Here is a 19,260-nt window from a genome sequence, read left to right as displayed (position 1 = left end):
CAAGAGAAAGGGATAAAGCTCGTATTTAAGTAATCAATAACTTCATGATATTCTTGATGCTTGGTATGAAAAAATAAAAACAAAAAGCAACAAATTTAAGATTTTATAAATACTGTTTCAAACGGGGGCAGACAAACTAAACTCAGAAAAGGCTATTTAAATCACAAGAAGTGGTCAAATAACAGGCGAGGTTTATGAAGATTCTGCTAGTAGAAGATGACACAATTACAATTAATTTGCTGACTAGAGCGCTGAACGCTCATAATTACAATGTGAATACGGCAGCAGACGGCGAAACAGCCTTGCAGTTGGCGCAAGCCTACGATTACGACCTGATTGTTTTGGATGTGCTGATTCCTAAACTCGACGGTATTAGTTTGTGTCGGGAATTGCGATCGTCCGGCTGCCAAATGCCGATTTTATTGCTGACAGCCCTAGACAGCAGCAGCGATCGAGTCCAAGGTTTAGAAGCGGGTGCAGACGATTATGTGGTCAAACCCTTTAATCTCCAAGAATTAATCGCTCGAATTCGGGCTTTGCTGCGCCGGGGTAAGGCAACTTGGTCGAGTACAAGTTTGACTTGGGAAAAACTGCAAGTCAACCCGGACACTACGGAAGTAACTTATGGCGAAAAAGTGCTGCACTTGACTCCCAAAGAGTACAATCTGCTGGAACTTTTCCTGAGAAATCCCCGGCGCATTTTCAGCCGCAGCGCTATGCTCGATCGCATTTGGTCTGCCGGCGAATTTCCTCAAGAAGAAGCTGTTACGGCTCATATCAAGGGGCTGCGGCACAAGCTGAAAGCAGCCGGGATGACTGTAGATTTAGTGGAAACCGTGTACGGATTGGGCTATCGGCTGAAAAGTCTGCCGGAGGAGATTGAGAGTCCAAAAGTTGCCAGGGCGACGGCAGAAACTGCTAAAAGTCAAGAGACTTTATCTGCTGAATCTAGCGGGCAGAACCCGGAATTAAGCAACGATGAGCGCCGTCTCCAAGTCCTGAATGTGGTTGCGGAAATTAGGGGCAAGTTAAGAGCTAATTTTATCGAAAAGGTGGTGATATTCGATCGCGTGATCGCCCAACTGAAAACCGGAACCTTGGACAACGAACTGCGGCAGGAAGCCCAGGAGCAAGCTCATAAATTAGTGGGTTCTTTGGGTACTTTGGGGCTGCCGAAAGGTTCGATAGTTGCGCGTAAAATCGAAGATTTGTTCAAGGCCCAAAACGTCTTGAAACCGGGGACTGCTCAGCAGATTGAGGGATTGCTGCATAAGCTGAAACAGATATTCGATCGCCCGCCGGAACCTGAAAGCGAGCTGGTTACTGCGGTTTTGCAACAGCGCCGCATCTTGATCGTGGATGATGATAGTGTTCAGAGCGATCGACTAAAAATAGCAGCATCCGGTTCCGGCTTCCAGATAGAAGTCGCCAACTCTCCCGAAGCGGCAAGAAATGCGATTTCTCAACAGCCTCCCGACGCGATTTTGCTGGATTTGACCTTTTCCAGAATTCAGGAAAACGGACTTACTCTGCTAGCCGAACTCCGCAGTGAAAAACCAGATATTCCGGTGATGATTTTTAGCGGGAACAATCAATTGAGCGATCGAATAGAAGTTGCTCGTTTGGGAGCTTCCGGCTTTTTACACAAATCTATCCCCCCAGCAGATATACTCAAAGCAGTCGCCCAACTCCTCGACCAGACAGGCCCTGCTGAAGCCAAAGTTATGGTGGTAGATGATGACGTGCATCTATTGGCTGCACTGAGCATGATTCTACAACCTTGGGGATTGCAAGTCACAACATTGGATGAGCCCGAAAAGTTCTGGGAGGTACTCGAAACCACTTGTCCAGATTTGCTGATTTTAGATGTGGAGATGCCCGGTTACAGCGGGATCGAGCTGTGTTTGGCGGTGCGGAATGATTTGCGGTGGAGCAAGCTGCCTGTGCTATTTTTGACCGCTCATTCTGAGTCAGAAATAGTACGCCAAATGTTTGTCGCTGGTGCTGATGACTACGTGAATAAGCCGATCGTGGAACCGGAATTAATTGCTCGCATCCTGAATCGTTTGGAGCGGACTCAACTCCGGCACAAACTTGCTCTGACACAGCGTTAACAGTTGACAGCGAAGTTTTTAGGCTGGGGATTTAGGGCGGATCAAAGTCCCCCTTTCTTTCGGGGGATTTAGGGGATCTGGCCTCGATGGTAAACGAGAGATACAAAGGTTTTCAGGGGATTATTAGATTCTAGAATTCGGAGGTGGTGGCATTGATTGATATTTGCCCGATCGTCAAAAACACTGACTAATTTAGAAAAGTATTTACAATAACAAGAAAGCAATGGTATTAACCTCAAACACAGGCGATCGCAATGACAGTGACTGCGAATTAATTTACGATCCCGCTTCGATTCAACCTCACGGCATCCTGTTGGTGCTGGAATCTCCGGTGTTGAAAATTTTGCAAGTTAGCAACAATACTTTTGAGGCGATCGGCATTTACCCCGAAGCACTTTTAGGCAAGTTTTTACATGAATTTGTCGTGACTGAGGAAATTGAGGCTGTTGAAAAAGCTTTATTTGAAAACAGCTATCAAAATGACAGTATCAATTTATCATTCACAAGTCAAAAACGCAAGTCTTTTTTTCAGGGGACGCTGCATCAATCAAGTTCAGTATTAATTATGGAACTAGAACAGGTTGTTGCCCCAAAAAGTAGCGATTGTTTCAATTCTTATCATTTAGTCCAAAAGCCGATCGACAAAATCCACAACACACCCAACTTGCAAGTGCTGTGTCAGACAGTGGTTGAAGAGGTGCGGAGGATGATTGGGTTCGATCGCGCGATCGTCTATCAATTTGATGCCACCGGTGCCGGGGAAGTCATCGCCGAAGACAAAGTAGAAAATTTGGCTCCCTTATTGGGAATGCACTATCCGGCTGCCGATATTCCCCCGCAGGCAAGAAAGCAGTTCAGTATGAATTTAATTCGGTTTATTCCCGATATTCACTATCAGCCTGTAGAACTAATTCCTGACTGCAATCCGCTGACTGGTCGCCCCCTGGATCTGGGATTCTCCTTGTTGAGAACAGTTTCGCCTTGCCACGTTCAATATCTCAAAAATATGAACATTGGCGCTAGCATGACCGTGACATTAATCAAAGATCGAAAAATCTGGGGATTGCTCGCCTGTCACCACCCAACAGCAAAGTATGTCAACTACGAAACCAGAACGGCTTGCGAACTGATAGCAAAGTTTGTGAATCTAGAACTCAGCTACAAACAAGATAGCGAAGACCGGGACTATGCAATTTATCTCAAAGAAATTTGCCATAAATTTATCGCGGAAATTTCTCAAGAAAACTCCTTTGTAGAAGGTTTACTTAAATCCCCAGATGAATTGCTGGCATTAATGGGCGCTACCGGTGCAGTTGTGTGTGCCAATGAAAATTTAATCACCATCGGCAAAACCCCGGAATTGGGAGAAATCAAAAAATTACTTGCTTGGATCAAAACTCAAATAAATAATGATGTTTTTTATACAGATTGTCTCTCACAAATGTATCCGCCATCCGATAACTTTAAAAAAGTTGCTAGCGGTTTGCTGGTGCTTGCCATATCCGAGATGAAAAATTATTACATTTTGTGGTTCCGTCCCGAAGCAATTCAAACTATCAACTGGGCTGGCAAACCAGATTGGCCAATTGATCTTAAACCAGATGGCACCCCATTGATGTCTCCTCGTACTTCTTTTGAGTTGTGGCAAGAAACTGTGAGGTTAAAATCTTTGCCTTGGCAGCCGTGCGAAATTGAAATCGCCGGAGAACTTCGAGTTGCTATTACTAGCATTGAGTTGCGGAAAATGAATCAGCAGCTCAGCTTAGCTTTGTCGGCTACCAAAATTGGATTTTGGGACTGGGACGTGCAGAAAAATCTCATTGTTTGGTCGAGGGAACACGAAGAGTTGTTTGGGTTGACCCCGGGAACTTTTGCCGGAACTTATCAAAGTTTTGCAGCTCGCGTTCACCCAGAAGATTTAAAAAGTATTGAGAATGCTATAAATCAGACCTTGACCCAGCCAGTAGATTACTTTCAGGAATACCGCGTGATTTGGTCGGACGGCAGCATTCACTGGATTGAGGGGAAAGGTAAGTTTTTTTACAGCGAAGCAGGCGATGCAGTGCGGATGGTGGGGACAGTTACAGAAATTACCGATCGCAAAGCTAAAGAATTACAGTTGCGGCTGTTGGAATCAGCAATCACTACGACTAACGACGCCGTGTTAATTACGGAAGCTGAACCGATTAACGCATCGGGCCCGCGAATTCTGTATGCCAACCCAGCTTTCACACGGATGAGTGGCTATACGCTAGAAGAAGTTTTGGGCAAAACGCTGCGCATCTTGCAAGGAGAAAAAACAGATCGGGCAAGTCTCGATCGCATTCGGAGAGCTTTGAAAAATTGGCAGCCGGTGCGGGCTGACTTGATCAATTACCGCAAAGATGGGACGGAATTTTGGGTAGAATTGAGCATTGTGCCGATCGCAGACGAAAGCGGTTGGTTTACCCATTGGGTGGCGGTGCAGCGCGATATTAGCGATCGCAAAGAAGCTGAAGCAGCCCTCCAACAGCTCAACGAACTGTTAGAAATGCGAGTTTTGCAGCGAACCAGAGAACTAGAAACCTCTCAAGCAGAACTCCGGGAAAGCGAAGCTTTATTTCGCTCTCTGAGCGAGAGTTCCCCCGTCGGCATTTTCCAAATCGATGCTGAGGGGAAATGTATCTATACAAATCCCCGCTGTCAAGTAATTGGCTGCTTCACAGCGACAGAAGCTTTAGGAAACGGCTGGATGCGGTTTGTTCACCCCGAAGACATTAAACTAATTCGGTCTAAGTGGTCGGAATCGCGATCGTTAGATGGGGAATTTCTCTGCGAATTCCGCCACATCCAGCCCTCCGGAACAATCCGGTTTTGTCTGGTTAAAACAGCTCCGATTTTTACCGACGGAGGTCAACTAATCGGTCACGTCGGCACAGTCACAGATATCACAGAAAGTCGGGCAATTGAAAAAATAAAAAATGAGTTTATTTCCATTGTCAGCCACGAACTGCGAACCCCACTTGCCTCAATTCACGGTTCTTTAGGTTTGCTGGCGGCTGGGGTGCTGAACGATCGACCGGAAACTGCCAAAAAGATGTTACAAATTGCGTCTAACCAGACCCAACGCTTAGTGCGTTTGGTCAACGATATGCTTGATTTAGAGCGGCTCGATTCGAGCGAATTTACTATTGTTAAGGAGTTGTGCGATGCGCAGGTTTTGATGCAGAAGTCTGCGGAAGCTGTGATGTCTGTGGCTGCTGAGAATAAGATTAATTTGTCGATTTTGCCCTCGTTGGCAAAAATTTGGGCTGACCCGGACAGGATTGTGCAACTGCTGGTAAATTTGTTGAGCAATGCGATTAAATTTTCGGCTCCGGGGAGTACAGTAACTGTCAGGGTTGATGATTTGGGCGATTCCCTACGGGATGGCTACGCTTCACGGGTTTTATTTGAAGTCAAAGATCGAGGGCGGGGAATTCCTGCTGATAAACTAGAAACTATCTTTGGCAGATTTCAACAGGTAGATGCTTCTGACTCTCGCCAAAAAGGAGGTACGGGTTTGGGTTTGGCTATCTGTCGCAGCATTGTGCAGCAGCACGGCGGCAGAATTTGGGCCGAAAGTGTTGTCTCTGAAGGCACGAGTTTCTATTTCACAGTGCCTGCACCGCTGGAAGGGGAAGGTTCATTCAGTTGACAGTTGACAGTTGACAGTTGACAGTTGACAGTTGACAGTTAACAGTTAACAGTTAACAGTTGACAGTTAACAGTTAACAGTTAACAGTTAACAGTTAACAGTTAACAGTTGACAGTTGACAGCTTGAACTGCCGAAAAGATAAAACTCGGCGATTGAAATCGCGTCTACAAAAACGAAGTCTGCGTGCGCCGACTGAAGAAAAAATTCGGCGATTTCAATCGCGTCAATACAAACAAAATCGGGCTGCGCCGACTGAAGAATTAAGGGGAAATCAAAGTCGGATGACGATCGCCAATCCGGTTTCTAGCTATTTGTCTCTTGCAAAAATCTCGAAATTATGTTACTAAGGCGGGTTTGTGCGTGCCGGAAAGTTCTGGTTTTGGTGGCTGTTTTCAGAATTTCCTCATTTTTTTGATTTAGCTTTGAGATCGATCGGTGATTGGTTACTTCCAACCCTGATTCTCTAGAAATTCCAGAGACAACTTCAGGGAGTCGGGGTTTTTTGTTGATCGTAAAGCCGATCGCCCGCCGCCGTATTTACATAGACACAAGATGTTCTATAAGTTACACACAAGTCCCTGAATAAACCAAGTTGTTTAACCAATACTCCGTAATGCAGCAAAGTTTTTTGGTAAAAAACCCAATTTCTGCCTAAGTGTTACAATCCATGCTTCGCTCAAAGTATATTAATTTAAAACAATCATTTTCTTCATAATTTCCTCATATTTTTTAGATAATGTTTATAGAAGGTTCTTGAGTTGAAAGTACCAATCTCAGCAGCATCCGGCTGCCAAAGAACGAACCTGTTGTCAGAAGAGTTCGGTTCAGTGACGATACTTTCAATTTTAAGGAGTGCGATCGCACAACCAACCTGAATCAGTCAGGAATTAGGCACTGCATACCAAACAAACCGATTTTTTTCACCTGGAAGGGTTTCTGTGCAAGTCTTCTAAGTGTTGGCAGGAAAAATCAATCAAAAATAAATTAATAACGGTTGATGTGATTAACACTGTCGAATAACGCCCCGAAAATAAGTCTGTCATTCTGTCAATAGCAAAACTGGCAATTGCCACCAATAGGCAAAGCGAAGTCTGAGTAAGTTTTTTAGAGAGTGTGGAGATTTCTCAAATGTCATATCAGCTATCTTCTCAAGGTAACAGCAAAATTTTGTGCTATTACGCAAATATTACCAACCAAATTCAGGTGGTGCGGATTGGTAACATTCCTAATTGGTGCTTTGAAAGAGTGATGTTTCCTGGACAGCGACTGATGTTTGAAGCTGCGGTCGAAGCAGTATTAGAAATTCACACTGGCGCGGTAGCAAGTGCTATTTTATCGGACAAGATTCCGTGCTACGTGCTGCGGGTTATAGAAGAGGTAAGTTATGAGTTCGATCGGGTTATTTCCGAAGAAAAATATGCGGTATTAACACGCTAAAATTCAGGAGAAATAAGACGAACTGGATATCGGAAACAAAGATATTAGTTAAGTAGTGTTTGGGGAAAGAAAAAATGCAGAAACATCTTGTCAATATCACCTTGGGCGTAGTCACAAAAGAAGTAGAAACTATCTTGGAGTCTTATCCCCACTATCCGTACCAACACGCTTTTTCACACTCTGGGTGGCGGCAGGATTTAATTGCTTATGTGCTGAGCCGAGTTCCTAATAAGTATACTGCGATCGACTTCGGCGAGTCTGTGGCGAACCACACAAGTCAGGTTCGCTGTTCTTCAGAACAGTTGCTACAGATAGAAAATTTGATTCATACTGGCATTTGCGACTTGCTGCACACCTATCAGAAGGTCGATTACCGCCTTCCTGAAGAAGTTAAATTCGATGCGAGAGTTGCTAGTTGGTTTAGATAGTCTGTGGTAATTGAGCCCAAATGCCGATCGCCTCGGCACTCTTAGTTGGTCGATCGAGCTAGAATTGTCTGTGCGATCGATCGCGATATAGATTTTAAGGTTTTGCGGACTGTGCTTGGAGTGCGTTTGATCGTTCGGATTTCAGTCCTCTAATTTTGATAATGACTGAAATCAGAACTGCGAACTAAATCTGATCTTATGCAATCAAAATCCCCAAAAATATGTCATTCCTTCGATGATTCCCCCAGCGCAAGCAGAGCCAGCTAAATAATGATTTTCAGTGCCGCATTCGCGATGCCATGCTAAGAGTTCTGACATAGCGTTAGCAACGATTACTCCCCGAACATCTTGTTCAAACATACTGATATCATTGCCAGAATCGCCGCAAACTAATGTTGCCTCAGATGGAATTTGCAGGCGCTTTTGTAAATAAGTTAGGGCATTACCTTTGTTGCTAGTTTGTGGTAAGATATCTACGTCGCGATTGCTGCTAAAAATAATTTGAGCTGCCAGTCCCGATCCGGTTAACTTTTGCTGCAATTCCTGGACAATCGAGGTATTTTCTGTTGCTGGTTCTAGACAATAACTGATTTTCCAAGGATTTTGTTCTTTGAGGGATTGGGGTTGAAGCTGGGGAAACTGCTGAGCTAACGAGGCGATCGCCATTTTATCCCAGTCTTGAGAAAGATGTTCCGCCCAATCTAAATCCAGGGTTGCGTCTTGGTAAATTTCGCTGCCTACACCTGCGATCGTATAGTCTGGTGCTAGCAGTTGTTTTTCGGCAATTAATTCGCAAGTTGAAGCATGAGAACGCCCGGTAGCGTAAACCAAACAAATTTGCGATCGCATAGATTGCAAGCGCTGGTTGAAAACTTGAGTGGCTTCGTCATCTCCCACTAGCGTATTGTCTAAATCTGTAACTAATAAAAACTTCATTTTTGGCATTAGTCAATAGTCAGCAGTCATCAGTGATTAATGATATCATGTCCGATCGATTGACTGCGATCGATCTGGTTCGTAGTGCGGACGCCAGGACGCTCTCGCTGCGGACGGCAGGACGCACTACAAACCGTTTTTGTTTTGGTAATCAAACGGAGACGATCTGATATCTCGCCTGCGTCCGAATATCAGCGAATTGGAAGTTCGATGATAAATTCAGTGCCTTTACCAGGTTCCGAGAGGCACTGCAATTTGCCGTTGTGTTTTTCCACGACAATTTGATGCGAAATTGACAAGCCCAAACCAGTGCCTTTACCTACGGGCTTTGTGGTAAAAAATGGGTCAAATAAACGCACGATATTATCTTGGGGAATTCCCGGGCCGTTGTCTTTGATCCGAATGCAAATGCTCTTGTCATCAATCGTTTCAGTTTTAATGGTAATTGTAAGACCACTTGAATTGGGGGTGTTTTTGGCTTGGTTGCTGCTTTCTTCCAAGGCATCGATCGCATTTGCCAATATATTCATAAATACCTGATTTAGCTGTCCGGGATGACATGGTATTTTCGGCAGTTCTCCGTATTCTTTGATTACTTTAATACCCTCCCATTTTGCCTTGGCTTTCAGCCTACTGTTCAACATTAACAAGGTACTTTCTAAACCTTCGTGAATGTCGGCAGGCTTAAATTTCGCTTCGTCCGCCCGCGAAAAATTGCGCAGAGTTTGAATAATTTCTACAATTCGATCGCATCCTGTGTGCATCGAGTTGAGCAATTTCGGCAGGTCTTCTGCGAGAAATTCTAAGTCTATATCTTCGGCTTTTTTCTGAATTTTGGCTGGGGGATTTGGACATTCTTCTCGATACATCTGCACGATTTCTAACAAATCGAGGACGTAGCCGCGGACGTGGCAGACGTTGCCGGCGACAAAGCCAACTGGGTTGTTAATTTCGTGGGCAATTCCTGCTAGGACTTGTCCGAGGGAAGACATTTTTTCGGTTTGGACTAACTGCATTTGAGTTTGTTGCAATTCGTGCAAAGCTGTTTGCAATTCCTGGGATTTTTGCCGATCGCGCGCAACAGAAGCGGCCCGTTCTTCCTCAACTCCGATCGCCCCAGCAATAATTCCGATCAGCTTGCAGTCGGCTTCTGTGGCCGCGATCGGTTCGGTGTAGATAACGCACACCGAACCGACGTAATCGTCGCCGCGCCGCACTGCTTGTCCCAGATAGCTTTTGAGTTCGTAGCGGATGACAGCGGGATCGCTTTGGCCGTAGATCGTGTTCTGCAAGTCAGGAATTGCCACAGCCCGATCGCTGGCTTGGTGGCAGACATCGGTGCAGATGTGTCCTTCGGCGCGATCGACCTCCGGGTAGTCAGGCGGCGTTTGCCAAGTTGCGATCGCCCGCAGCAGCCCGCCACCGACGTGGCTGTAGACGGCGCAGCTTCCGCCCAAAAGCTCGCCGGCTAAGGTTGTCAGGCGTTGGATATTGTCAGCAGCATCGGTGGTGAATCCCAAAAAACACTCGTTGATTTTGCTGAGGCGGTATTCTGCTTGCCTGCGCGCCGTCATGTCGCGGGAGTTGAGCACAATTCCCCTCACAGCGGGGTCTGCTAGCAGGTTAATGCCGACTCCTTCGAGAAAACACCAAGAACCGTCAACGCGCCGGAACCGACCTTCTACGGCGATGGGATCGCCGGGATTTGCGATCAATTGTTGGAGATAGGAAATCACCGAGGGAAGGTCGTCAGGGTGAATGAAATCGAGAACCATTCGACCAATCAGTTCCTCTGGTTCGTAGTCCAAGACTGTTTCTACAGAAGGGCTTTCGTAAACAATGCCGCCGCCCTCGTCGAGAATAGTAATGATATCGGAACTGTTGAGAATTAGCGATCGCCACTTAGCCTCATTTTGTAATAAAGCTGACTCGGCTTGTTTGCGATCAGTAATATCCTCCACCATTTTCAGAATAAACTGTGGCATTCCCTGGCTGTTGTCGATGACAGAGGCGGTGAGGCGTCCCCACCTGATGCTACCGTCAGGGCGGAGATAGCGCTTCTCGATTTGGTAAGCTTGGCGATCGCCCTGGGCCAACTGCCGGCGCAACTGGCGCGAAGCTTGTGCGTCTTCCGGGTGCACGCAGGAGTCGATATCCACCCCCCGGAGTTCGGCTTCCGATCGCCCCAGCATAGCTTGAAATGCCGGATTAGTGGCGATCGCCATACCTTCGAGAGTAGCGACTGCCATGCCGATCGCACCGCGTTCAAAAATTGCCCGAAACCGCTGTTCGCTTTCGCGCAAAGCTGCTTCAGCTTCCACTTGCTGGGTGATGTCCCGCCCCGCCACTGCCATGCCTTTGCGGGAACCGTCGGGGTTGTACAGCGGCACTTTCCGCACTTCAAACAAATTGCTGCCGCCTGTGGGTAAGGGGACAATTTGGCTGCTGGAGGTAAGAGTGCCTGCTTCCCAGGTAGTTTCGTCGGTTTCCTGCCAACTTAGGAGGATGTCTCTGACTCTGGGATCGGCTGCTGCTGCGAGTTCGGCAGTTGTTTTGCCTTGGTAATCTGCGGTTTCCCAGCCCAAAAGTTTGAGGGCGCAGTCGTTAGCAATCAGCCAGCGCCCCTCGCCGTCTGTGAGGTTGATGGCATCGGGCACGGCATCGATCGCGGTTTTCAGCCAGTATTCTCGATCGCGCAGGGCTGCTTCGGCTGCTTTGCGATCGGCGATTTCGGCAACAGTTCCTTCGTAGTAAAGGAGTTCGCCTGCTTTGTCGCGGACTTCGCGCACGTTTTCCGAGATCCAGGTAGTGCTGCCGTCAGCGCGGCCGACGCAGGACTCAAACTCTTTCAGGGAGGCGACGCGGGTGATTTCGGCGATGAATTCAGCGCGGCGGGTGCGATCGGCGTAAAGGTTTTTTGCCGAACATTTTGCGATCAGTTCTGACGGGGAATCGTAGCCGTACATTCGGGCGAGTGCGGGGTTGGCGCTGAGGTAGCGCCCGTCTGGGGCGGTTTGAAATATGCCTTCGGTGGCGTTTTCAAAGATGCTGCGGTATTTTTCTTCGGCTTGTTGCAGCGCTTCTTCTGCTTGCTTGCGATCGCTGATATCCGATTGGACGCCGATGAAGTGGGTGACAGTCCCGCTGCTGTCGCGCACCGGCGAGATGGTGAGTTCGTTCCAGAAGGGGGTTCCGTCTTTACGGTAGTTTTTGAGAACGACTTTGCAATCGTGTTGTTCTTGAAGGGCTACGCGGATTTGAGCGACTGCTGCGCGATCGGTATCCGGGCCTTGCAGGAAGCGGCAGTTGTGCCCGATGATTTCGCTGCGATCGTAGCCTGTAATCCGCTCGAAAGCCGGGTTGCAGTAGACTATTGGTTTGTCGGGCTGTCGGGCGTCCGCGATCGCGATGCCGTTGCTAGTAGCTGCCAGGGCGCGATCGTACAGCCTCCATACTTCTTCTATTAAATTCGGTGGATTGCCACCAGTGCGAGTCGGCGATAGCGTTTCAGAAGGAATACTTATATTATCGATCTGCATGAGTTTTTTATAGATTGAGTTTCTTGTCGGTTCTGACTGACTGCACCCCAAAGTTCAACAGAATTGCCCTGTTTTCCGCAGCCACAAGTTAGAAGGCGATTATGCATAATTTGGGCCGTAAATCATACCTAGAAAAACTCTAGTCTCCCTGGTTTTTCTTTTCTTCTGCTTTGAGCCTTCTGCTTTGTGCCTTCAAACGACTCCTACCTGCTAATTTATAATAGTTGTTGCTAGGATATCTCTATCTCTGGTATGGTTTACTTGGCAGGCTTCGCGCCGCTTACCGGTTCGCGCCGCTAATTGTTTCTAATGAACCCAAAAAACTCCGGCTATCTTTAAATATTTTTTTTATTCAGAACTTGCAATTTTAAACGGTTTTTATCTAAAAAACTAAAACTTTTTAGAGGAAATCTGTTTAAACCAGATTTTTGAGATTGCCTGGTAAGTGCTGTAATTATTTTATTTAACAAAATAATTGAACTTCTTCTGAAACAAACCGACTCAAGATTAATTTTGAATTATCGCAGCAAGTTCCGAAATTTTGTCGATCGCAAAAGTCGGTTCTAAAGCGAGACACTCAGCGCGATCGCCATATCCGTAAACCGCCCAACAAACATCTATCCCAGCATTTTTCGCAAACAACAAATCAACCGCCGAATCGCCAACCATTAAAACTTGACTGTTATCCAAATCCGGGAACAGCGGTTTAATAATCGAGTGAAAAACACTCGGATTTGGTTTTTGAATAATTTGTCCGTCATCACCTAAAATTAAATCAAAATAACCGTGAATTCTCAACTTTTCCAAAAATAAGTTAACAAAATTAACGTGCTTGTTGCTAAAAACACCCATACTCAATCCCGACTTGCTCGCCAACTGCAAAACTTGCTTAGTTCCCGGAAATAAATCGAGCTGCTTTTCACCTTCTGTCCGATAAAAAGAGCGGTAAGTTTCCACCCATTGGGGAATTGCGCTTTCCTCGATCGTCGGATGCAGGATTTTGAAACTATTTGATAAATTTATCCCGATCGTCGCTTGAATTGTCTCAGCAGCAGGCGGATCAATATTGAAAATTTCAAAAGTTTTGGTAAAGCAATATACAATAGCTTTGTGAGTAATTGCCAAGGTACCGTCGAAATCGAAAATAATTAACTTATACTGACTCATCTTCCTGAAAATCTCCCATATAGCAACACCCGGTTTTCTCTGATACAATAGCATTATCCATATCTAATCCACCAATTATATAGCAAGCGCGATATCGGTTATGACATAAATAACCTCATAAATAGAGACGATACCCGTCAAAGCATAAATGGTTGAATTCCCGTACTGTGCAACTGTCAACTGTCCAATGTCCACTGCTATAAGTATAATCTTTCAACATTCAAGAGGTCAAGATGAATGTCACCGAAAAACCAGATTTTCTAGCAACAGACTTTCCAGACCACACTCAATTACCAGACTCCGACGGTACTTTTGTGAAAAATTTTCAAGAACACCCTCAAAGCATCCTATTAACAACATCAATTAGACCGATTTTAGACCAAGTTCATCCCGACGGACAATACTGCATCGGTCAAGATTCCGGTATTTACTGGCGAGTAGCCCAACCCCCGGAACCGCCAGAAAAAGGAGCCGAAGCACCCGATTGGTTTTACGTGCCCGACGTGCCGCCAACTCTTGACGGAAATCTCCGCCGTTCCTATGTGATGTGGCGGGAATTAATGCCGCCTCTGATTGTACTAGAATTTGTATCGGGCGATGGTAGTGAAGAAAGAGATAGGACTCCTCGCAAAGGCAAATTCTGGATTTACGAGCGGATAATTCGCCCTGCTTTTTACGGGATTTATGAAGTTAAAAAAGCCCAAGTTGAAGTCTATCATTTAGTCGAAGACCGCTTCGAGTTAGCCGCACCAAATAATCGCGGACATTACCCGATCGCCCAAATAGGAGTAGAATTAGGTATTTGGCAAGGAGTGTATCAGGGCGTAGAACTGCCTTGGCTGCGCTGGTGGGAGACATCCGGGAATTTGATCCCAGCGGCGGAGGAACGGGCCGATCAAGCCGAATTGGCCGCAGAACGAGAACGACAAAGGCGCATAGAAGCTGAGTTGCGAATTCAAGCTTTAGAAGCGCGTTTGCGAGAGTTAGAAGGCAGCTAATAGGTGGCCAGAAACCGGATTTTTTCGCCAAAATATGCGCCAAAAATCTTCAATCTCCCAAAAACCCGGTTTCTTTGGACTGACGCATCGGTGACGAGAAACCGGGTTTTTGGGCCAAGGTATTCGATTCAAACCCTCAATCTCGCAAAAAACCCGGTTTCTTGATTGGGAGCTACCACCCTCAAAAACAAGATCGACATCGGTTATAATCCAGAATTTGCGTATATTAACTGGTAAGTATTGCATCACTTTTGTATAAATCCTATGGCACTAATTGTTCAGAAATATGGCGGAACCTCGGTTGGTACAGTCGATCGCATTCTAGAAGTAGCCCAACGAGTAGTCAAAACAGTAAAGCTGGGAAACTCCCTCGTCGTGGTACTTTCAGCAATGGGGAAAACCACCGACGGTTTAGTGAAACTCGCCAAAGAAATTTCCCCAAATCCCAACAAACGGGAAATGGATATGTTGCTCTCCACTGGGGAACAAGTGTCGATCGCACTTTTGAGCATGGCATTACAGGAAATGGGACAGCCCGCAATTTCCCTCACCGGAGCCCAAGTCGGCATTGTCACCGAAGCCGCCCACACCCGCGCCCGGATTTTGCGAATCGATCCGGCGCGGCTTGAAAGCCAGTTAAACAGCGGTAAAGTCGTCGTCGTTGCCGGTTTCCAAGGCATCGCCGACGCGGGAGAATTAGAAATTACCACCTTGGGGCGTGGCGGTTCCGACACAACAGCAGTCGCCCTCGCCGCAGCCTTACGCGCCGACAGATGCGAAATTTATACCGACGTTCCCGGAATTCTGACTACAGATCCGCGCTTGGTAGCCGACGCGCAACTGATGGACGAGATCACCTGCGACGAAATGCTGGAATTGGCGAGTTTGGGCGCAAAAGTCCTGCATCCGCGGGCGGTAGAAATTGCCAAGAATTACGGCGTGCCGCTGGTGGTGCTTTCTAGCTGGAGTGACGCCCCAGGCACGCGAGTAGTGTCCCCACCCCCACAGCCTCGGCCTTTGGAGGGCTTGGAGCTCGCAAAAGCGGTCGATGCGGTGGAGTTTGACTTGGATCAGGCGGGGGTGTCGTTGTTGCGTTTGCCCGATCGTCCTGGAGTAGCAGCGCGGTTGTTTGGGGCGATCGCACAGCAAAACCTCGATGTAGACTTAATTATTCAGTCAATTCACGAGGGAAATACTAACGATATCGCCTTTACGGTGAGGCGAAATTCTCTGAATCAAGCTGTCGCGGTTGCAGATGCGATCGTGCCCGCCCTCGGCAAGAATTCTCGCCCAGAATTTGGGGAACCGGAAGTGAGGGCAGAAGAAAGACCCATAGCTAAAGTTAGCATTGCGGGTGCGGGAATGATCGGCCGTCCGAGGGTAGCGGCCCAGATGTTTAATACTTTGGCGGATGCGGGGATTAACATTCAGATGATTTCGACTTCCGAGGTGAAGGTTAGTTGTACGATCGATGCTGCGGAGTGCGATCGGGCAGTTGCCGAACTTTGCAAAGCCTTTGATGTCGCCAATTCGCCGATCGGGCTGCGTTGTGCGTCACAAAAACCGCCAGCAGTGCGCGCCGTGGCGTTGGATATCAATCAAGCGCGTCTGGCAATTCGCCAATTGCCCGATCGACCAGGAGTAGCAGCAAAAATGTTCGGACTTTTAGCCGAAGAAAATATTAGCGTAGACACGATCATTCAATCGCAGCGGTGTCACAATATCGACGGCATATTAACACGCGACATTGCATTTACCGTAGCACAAATTGACGCAGAAGCAGCTAAAGAAGTCCTGGAAAAATCAGCAGTTGAATTTGGCTGGGGCGAAGTAGCAGTCGATACAGAAATCGCCAAAGTTAGCGTTGTCGGTTCCGGGATGGTAGCGCATCCGGGAGTTGCGGCTAAGATGTTTGAAGCGCTTTCGCAGCACAAAATCAACATTCAAATGATTGCGACTTCTGAGATTAAAATTAGCTGCGTTGTGGATGAAGCACAGGGTGTCACAGCTTTGAAGGCAATTCACGCGGCCTTTGAGCTTTCGGGAAGTGAAAAAGTCCAAGTTCCAGCTTAATCAAATATAGAGTACACGGCAGTGCCGTGTCCCTACTGGCGGTTTTCGGTAGGGACACGGCAGTACCGTGTCCCTACCGAATATAGAGGAGACGGCAGTGCCGTTTCCCTACAAATATCGCTCGTCGCGCGATCGCCAATGATATCAGTTTTGACGGCAAATATCGCAGTAAAAGCCTGTGTTAAGATGAAATTGGCGATCGGCATTAAGGAATTTATATATTATGACTGTAGCTAACGAACAGATTACTGATAGCAGTAGCACGAAGCGATTATCAAACTTCCGCGTGACAGTTGAACGTCTTCTGGAACTTTTAGATTTAGAAGACGACGAATATGGAATTTTAAGACCAACTGAGTACGCTTTTAAGACAGCGATGAAATTGATTGTAGAAGCAAGCCTATGATGTTTTGGGCAATGATTTCCCTAAAGCATCAACAAGTACAGACGATGCAGGTAGTATCAGACTTGCTTGGCAAAATAAAAATGCTGATTGTAGAGTCAGGTTATTCTGCCCATCTAATGCCGACGATCGAGCTTACGTTTATCATCAAAAGAGTGAGGAGTATAGCTCGGAAGATATCATTTCCTCATCAACGTTAGTTCATTGGCTAGAATGGTTTAACCCTTTGTTGGCAAGGCCGTCTATAATTGTATGTCAACATTCCCAAACGTAACTGAGAAAATTGTAAGATATGGTATTTTATAGGAGGTGAAGTGGATCGCACCCATCTATTCAACACCCAATTTCTCAATTAATTCATTCCACTTTAGCTTGTGAATAGGCTGCAACTCTGTATCAAGATTAACCAGATTAGAGTAATCACTCATAAATGTTTCTAATGAAATTAATCTTAAGTAATATTTAATTGTGGGAATTACTCCATTGATTATTATTTGACAGCCGTGTTCTGCTCTGACTTGAGATATGATGTTGTTTATTTCCTGAATTTCCGACGCTTTAATATCTTTACACGAAAGTATATAGTATCTTTTGGGATTAAACCTGATAATTTTTTCATAAGCTACTCGCACAATTGTTAAGTCAATTTCCCGATCAAGCTTTACTTCAATAGCTTCACAGATTTGCCCTTGTTCATCAAATACTTCTATGTCGCCTGAACTTCTTGAAGTCAAGTCAGATGCTGTGTGACTGCCTAAAGGTGCTAAAATACAATTTTCATATCTTTTCACTTCTGCCAGGAGAGACTTGTACGTGGCATAGATAGCTAGAACAGGCAGCTTTGAGCCACCGCGAACTCCATATTTAGTTGAAAAATGCTCTTCCAAGCAATCAACTATACTCAGTATATTTAGAGTCTCAGGATTAACTAATTTAGCTAGATTTACAATATTTTTAGCTTTGACTTCAATCACTTTATTCAAAATTAATCTAAGCACATCATTTGCCTGTTCAGGTCTCCTTTCAACATAATCAATTATGCTCAAAAATGCTTTTTTTACGGCCTTGTTGCTGATTTTTCCCTTATAATCTAAATTGTAGGGATGCGGTTGTTCTAAAGACCTCGTGAGCCAACCGCTTTCAGCCATAGATGGAAGTCCCAATTCTTTTAATGTAGGTGTAATAGATGAATAATCAATAGTTCTTCCAGAAAAACCACCCAGCATACTACTCTGATGTTTTCTGATGTCCTGTTCAGGGAATAAGGACTTGTGAGTTAGAAGAGTAACCAAGACGGTATAGACTCCTTTTTGTTTGTATGCTTGCTCACCAATTAGTAAAATATATTGAAGGTATTGTTGAGGAATATCCTTGATATCAGCAATTGAAGAGGACAAGCTGTATATATTCTTCAGTTTTTCTTTGTGGTTCATTTGGCTCATTTGACAATAAATTTTGATTTAATATTTCTTTAGCGATAGCGTCCACCACCGGTACACAAACAGAATTCCCAATTTGCTTGTAACTTTCCCCCGCACTAGGATAACTTTTGAAATCTTCAGGAAAACCCATAAGACGGTAACATTCCTTCAGCGTCAACTTTCTCACCATATCTTGCTCAGGAATGTAGATAAAAAACCTGCCAGATGTTTCTTGCGAAGGAATTGTCGGATGCACTCCATCTACCGAATAAATGCGATTAGGCTGTCTGTGAACTCTCGATAAATGTTCTGTATTGGGCCTTACGCCAGTTTTCCAAGTACCTTTATTTCTGTAACCTACAAACAAAAGTCCCGAATCTTGCTTTCTCGGAGACTCAATTAAAGTATACTCGGATTTGTCCAATATTTCAAAATCCCCTGTCTCGTCTAGAAATTCCCTGAGTTTTGGAGGAAACTTGGTTTTAAGTCGAGAAAAATTGAATTCTTTACCTTTAGTTGCAATAATAAATATTCTTTCACGATGTTGAGGAATTCCAAAGTCTTTAGCATTTAGCATTTTGTAATTCACGCTGTATCCTAAATCTTCCAGACTCGCAATAATTACTTTTAAGGTATTTCCTTTGTCATGATGGATTAAGTGCTTGACATTTTCCAGAACAACAACTTGAGGTTGTTTGATTTTGATGATTTTACATATCTCGAAAAATAGTGTACCTCTAGTATCTTCAAAGCCTAGCTTTTTGCCGCAGATGCTAAAAGGTTGACAGGGAAACCCGGCGACTAAAACATCAAAGTCTTCTAAATCGGGGGGCTTGATGTTACTGATGTCTGCAAAAGGCACTTCGCCGAAATTTTCTGTGTAAACTTCTCGGCATTTGGCGTTGATTTCGCAGGAAAAAACGCATTGAAAGCCATTTTTTTCAAAACCTTGTCTGAAACCTCCTATTCCTGAAAACAAATCTATAAATTTCATTTATAATTTAATGCAAAATGTTACTCCGCCAATAATAACATATTTTGTTTCTCTCTCTTGTTTCACTCTGCGT

Annotated in this window: 13 protein-coding genes; 8 read left to right on the top strand and 5 right to left on the bottom strand. The window is 45.5% G+C overall.

Annotated elements, in window-relative coordinates:
• Positions 1-194: 194 nt before the first annotated feature.
• The 4 genes from QUB52_RS05125 to QUB52_RS05110 all read left to right on the top strand — a co-directional run bounded on the left by QUB52_RS05125 (position 195) and on the right by QUB52_RS05110 (position 7,656).
• Positions 195-2,114 carry a response regulator gene (locus QUB52_RS05125; RefSeq protein WP_332972420.1) on the top strand — a complete coding sequence of 640 codons (1,920 nt, stop codon included), beginning with the start codon at positions 195-197 and terminating at the stop codon, positions 2,112-2,114.
• Between the two features lie 223 nt (positions 2,115-2,337).
• Positions 2,338-5,790, top strand: coding sequence for a PAS domain S-box protein (locus QUB52_RS05120; protein ID WP_332972419.1), 3,453 nt, complete (start codon positions 2,338-2,340; stop codon positions 5,788-5,790).
• Between the two features lie 1,129 nt (positions 5,791-6,919).
• Positions 6,920-7,228: a DUF1830 domain-containing protein gene (locus QUB52_RS05115; protein ID WP_265233816.1), complete on the top strand. Its 309-nt coding sequence runs from the start codon at positions 6,920-6,922 to the stop codon at positions 7,226-7,228.
• A 74-nt stretch (positions 7,229-7,302) separates the two neighbouring features.
• Entirely contained in the window at positions 7,303-7,656 is a 354-nt protein-coding gene (locus QUB52_RS05110) for a hypothetical protein (RefSeq protein WP_332972418.1), read from the top strand.
• Between the two features lie 204 nt (positions 7,657-7,860).
• On the opposite strand, the gene QUB52_RS05105 is transcribed toward QUB52_RS05110, so the two are convergent.
• Positions 7,861-8,592 (bottom strand): sucrose-phosphate phosphatase, encoded by a 732-nt coding sequence (locus tag QUB52_RS05105; protein ID WP_332972417.1) that lies wholly within the window; start codon positions 8,590-8,592, stop codon positions 7,861-7,863.
• A 2-nt stretch (positions 8,593-8,594) separates the two neighbouring features.
• Between QUB52_RS05105 and QUB52_RS05100 the strand changes: the two genes are divergently transcribed.
• A complete protein-coding gene (locus QUB52_RS05100) occupies positions 8,595-8,762 on the top strand; it encodes a hypothetical protein (RefSeq protein ID WP_332972416.1) in 168 nt (55 codons plus the stop codon).
• Positions 8,763-8,783: 21 nt separating this feature from the next.
• On the opposite strand, the gene QUB52_RS05095 is transcribed toward QUB52_RS05100, so the two are convergent.
• Positions 8,784-12,131, bottom strand: coding sequence for a PAS domain S-box protein (locus tag QUB52_RS05095; protein ID WP_332972415.1), 3,348 nt, complete (start codon positions 12,129-12,131; stop codon positions 8,784-8,786).
• A gap of 507 nt (positions 12,132-12,638) precedes the next feature.
• A complete protein-coding gene (locus QUB52_RS05090) occupies positions 12,639-13,298 on the bottom strand; it encodes an HAD family hydrolase (protein WP_332967610.1) in 660 nt (219 codons plus the stop codon).
• A gap of 233 nt (positions 13,299-13,531) precedes the next feature.
• Between QUB52_RS05090 and QUB52_RS05085 the strand changes: the two genes are divergently transcribed.
• From QUB52_RS05085 to QUB52_RS05075, 3 genes are all read left to right on the top strand, one after another.
• Positions 13,532-14,296 carry a Uma2 family endonuclease gene (locus QUB52_RS05085; protein WP_332972414.1) on the top strand — a complete coding sequence of 255 codons (765 nt, stop codon included), beginning with the start codon at positions 13,532-13,534 and terminating at the stop codon, positions 14,294-14,296.
• A gap of 264 nt (positions 14,297-14,560) precedes the next feature.
• Positions 14,561-16,369, top strand: coding sequence for an aspartate kinase (locus tag QUB52_RS05080; protein ID WP_332972413.1), 1,809 nt, complete (start codon positions 14,561-14,563; stop codon positions 16,367-16,369).
• Positions 16,370-16,592: 223 nt separating this feature from the next.
• Positions 16,593-16,775, top strand: coding sequence for a hypothetical protein (locus QUB52_RS05075; RefSeq protein WP_332972412.1), 183 nt, complete (start codon positions 16,593-16,595; stop codon positions 16,773-16,775).
• Between the two features lie 326 nt (positions 16,776-17,101).
• Here the strand turns inward: QUB52_RS05075 and QUB52_RS05070 are convergent, their stop codons facing one another.
• Entirely contained in the window at positions 17,102-18,205 is a 1,104-nt protein-coding gene (locus QUB52_RS05070; protein ID WP_332967616.1) for a hypothetical protein, read from the bottom strand.
• Positions 18,150-19,187 (bottom strand): DNA cytosine methyltransferase, encoded by a 1,038-nt coding sequence (locus QUB52_RS05065; RefSeq protein WP_332967618.1) that lies wholly within the window; start codon positions 19,185-19,187, stop codon positions 18,150-18,152. Before QUB52_RS05065 ends, QUB52_RS05070 begins: the two co-directional genes overlap by 56 nt.
• Positions 19,188-19,260 lie beyond the last annotated feature (73 nt).

This window comes from Microcoleus sp. A6-C6 (assembly GCF_036705955.1).
Taxonomy (GTDB): Bacteria; Cyanobacteriota; Cyanobacteriia; order Cyanobacteriales; family Microcoleaceae; genus Microcoleus.
This window is presented reverse-complemented; position numbering and strand designations above follow the sequence as displayed.

Coding starts and splice junctions, on each gene's coding strand:
- QUB52_RS05115 (WP_265233816.1), top strand. CDS start 6,920: ATGTCATATCAGCTATCTTCTCAAGGTAACAGCAAAATTTTGTGCTAT.
- QUB52_RS05120 (WP_332972419.1), top strand. CDS start 2,338: ATGGTATTAACCTCAAACACAGGCGATCGCAATGACAGTGACTGCGAA.
- QUB52_RS05125 (WP_332972420.1), top strand. CDS start 195: ATGAAGATTCTGCTAGTAGAAGATGACACAATTACAATTAATTTGCTG.
- QUB52_RS05110 (WP_332972418.1), top strand. CDS start 7,303: ATGCAGAAACATCTTGTCAATATCACCTTGGGCGTAGTCACAAAAGAA.
- QUB52_RS05095 (WP_332972415.1), bottom strand. CDS start 12,131: ATGCAGATCGATAATATAAGTATTCCTTCTGAAACGCTATCGCCGACT.
- QUB52_RS05075 (WP_332972412.1), top strand. CDS start 16,593: ATGACTGTAGCTAACGAACAGATTACTGATAGCAGTAGCACGAAGCGA.
- QUB52_RS05070 (WP_332967616.1), bottom strand. CDS start 18,205: ATGAACCACAAAGAAAAACTGAAGAATATATACAGCTTGTCCTCTTCA.
- QUB52_RS05080 (WP_332972413.1), top strand. CDS start 14,561: ATGGCACTAATTGTTCAGAAATATGGCGGAACCTCGGTTGGTACAGTC.
- QUB52_RS05090 (WP_332967610.1), bottom strand. CDS start 13,298: ATGAGTCAGTATAAGTTAATTATTTTCGATTTCGACGGTACCTTGGCA.
- QUB52_RS05105 (WP_332972417.1), bottom strand. CDS start 8,592: ATGAAGTTTTTATTAGTTACAGATTTAGACAATACGCTAGTGGGAGAT.
- QUB52_RS05085 (WP_332972414.1), top strand. CDS start 13,532: ATGAATGTCACCGAAAAACCAGATTTTCTAGCAACAGACTTTCCAGAC.
- QUB52_RS05065 (WP_332967618.1), bottom strand. CDS start 19,187: ATGAAATTTATAGATTTGTTTTCAGGAATAGGAGGTTTCAGACAAGGT.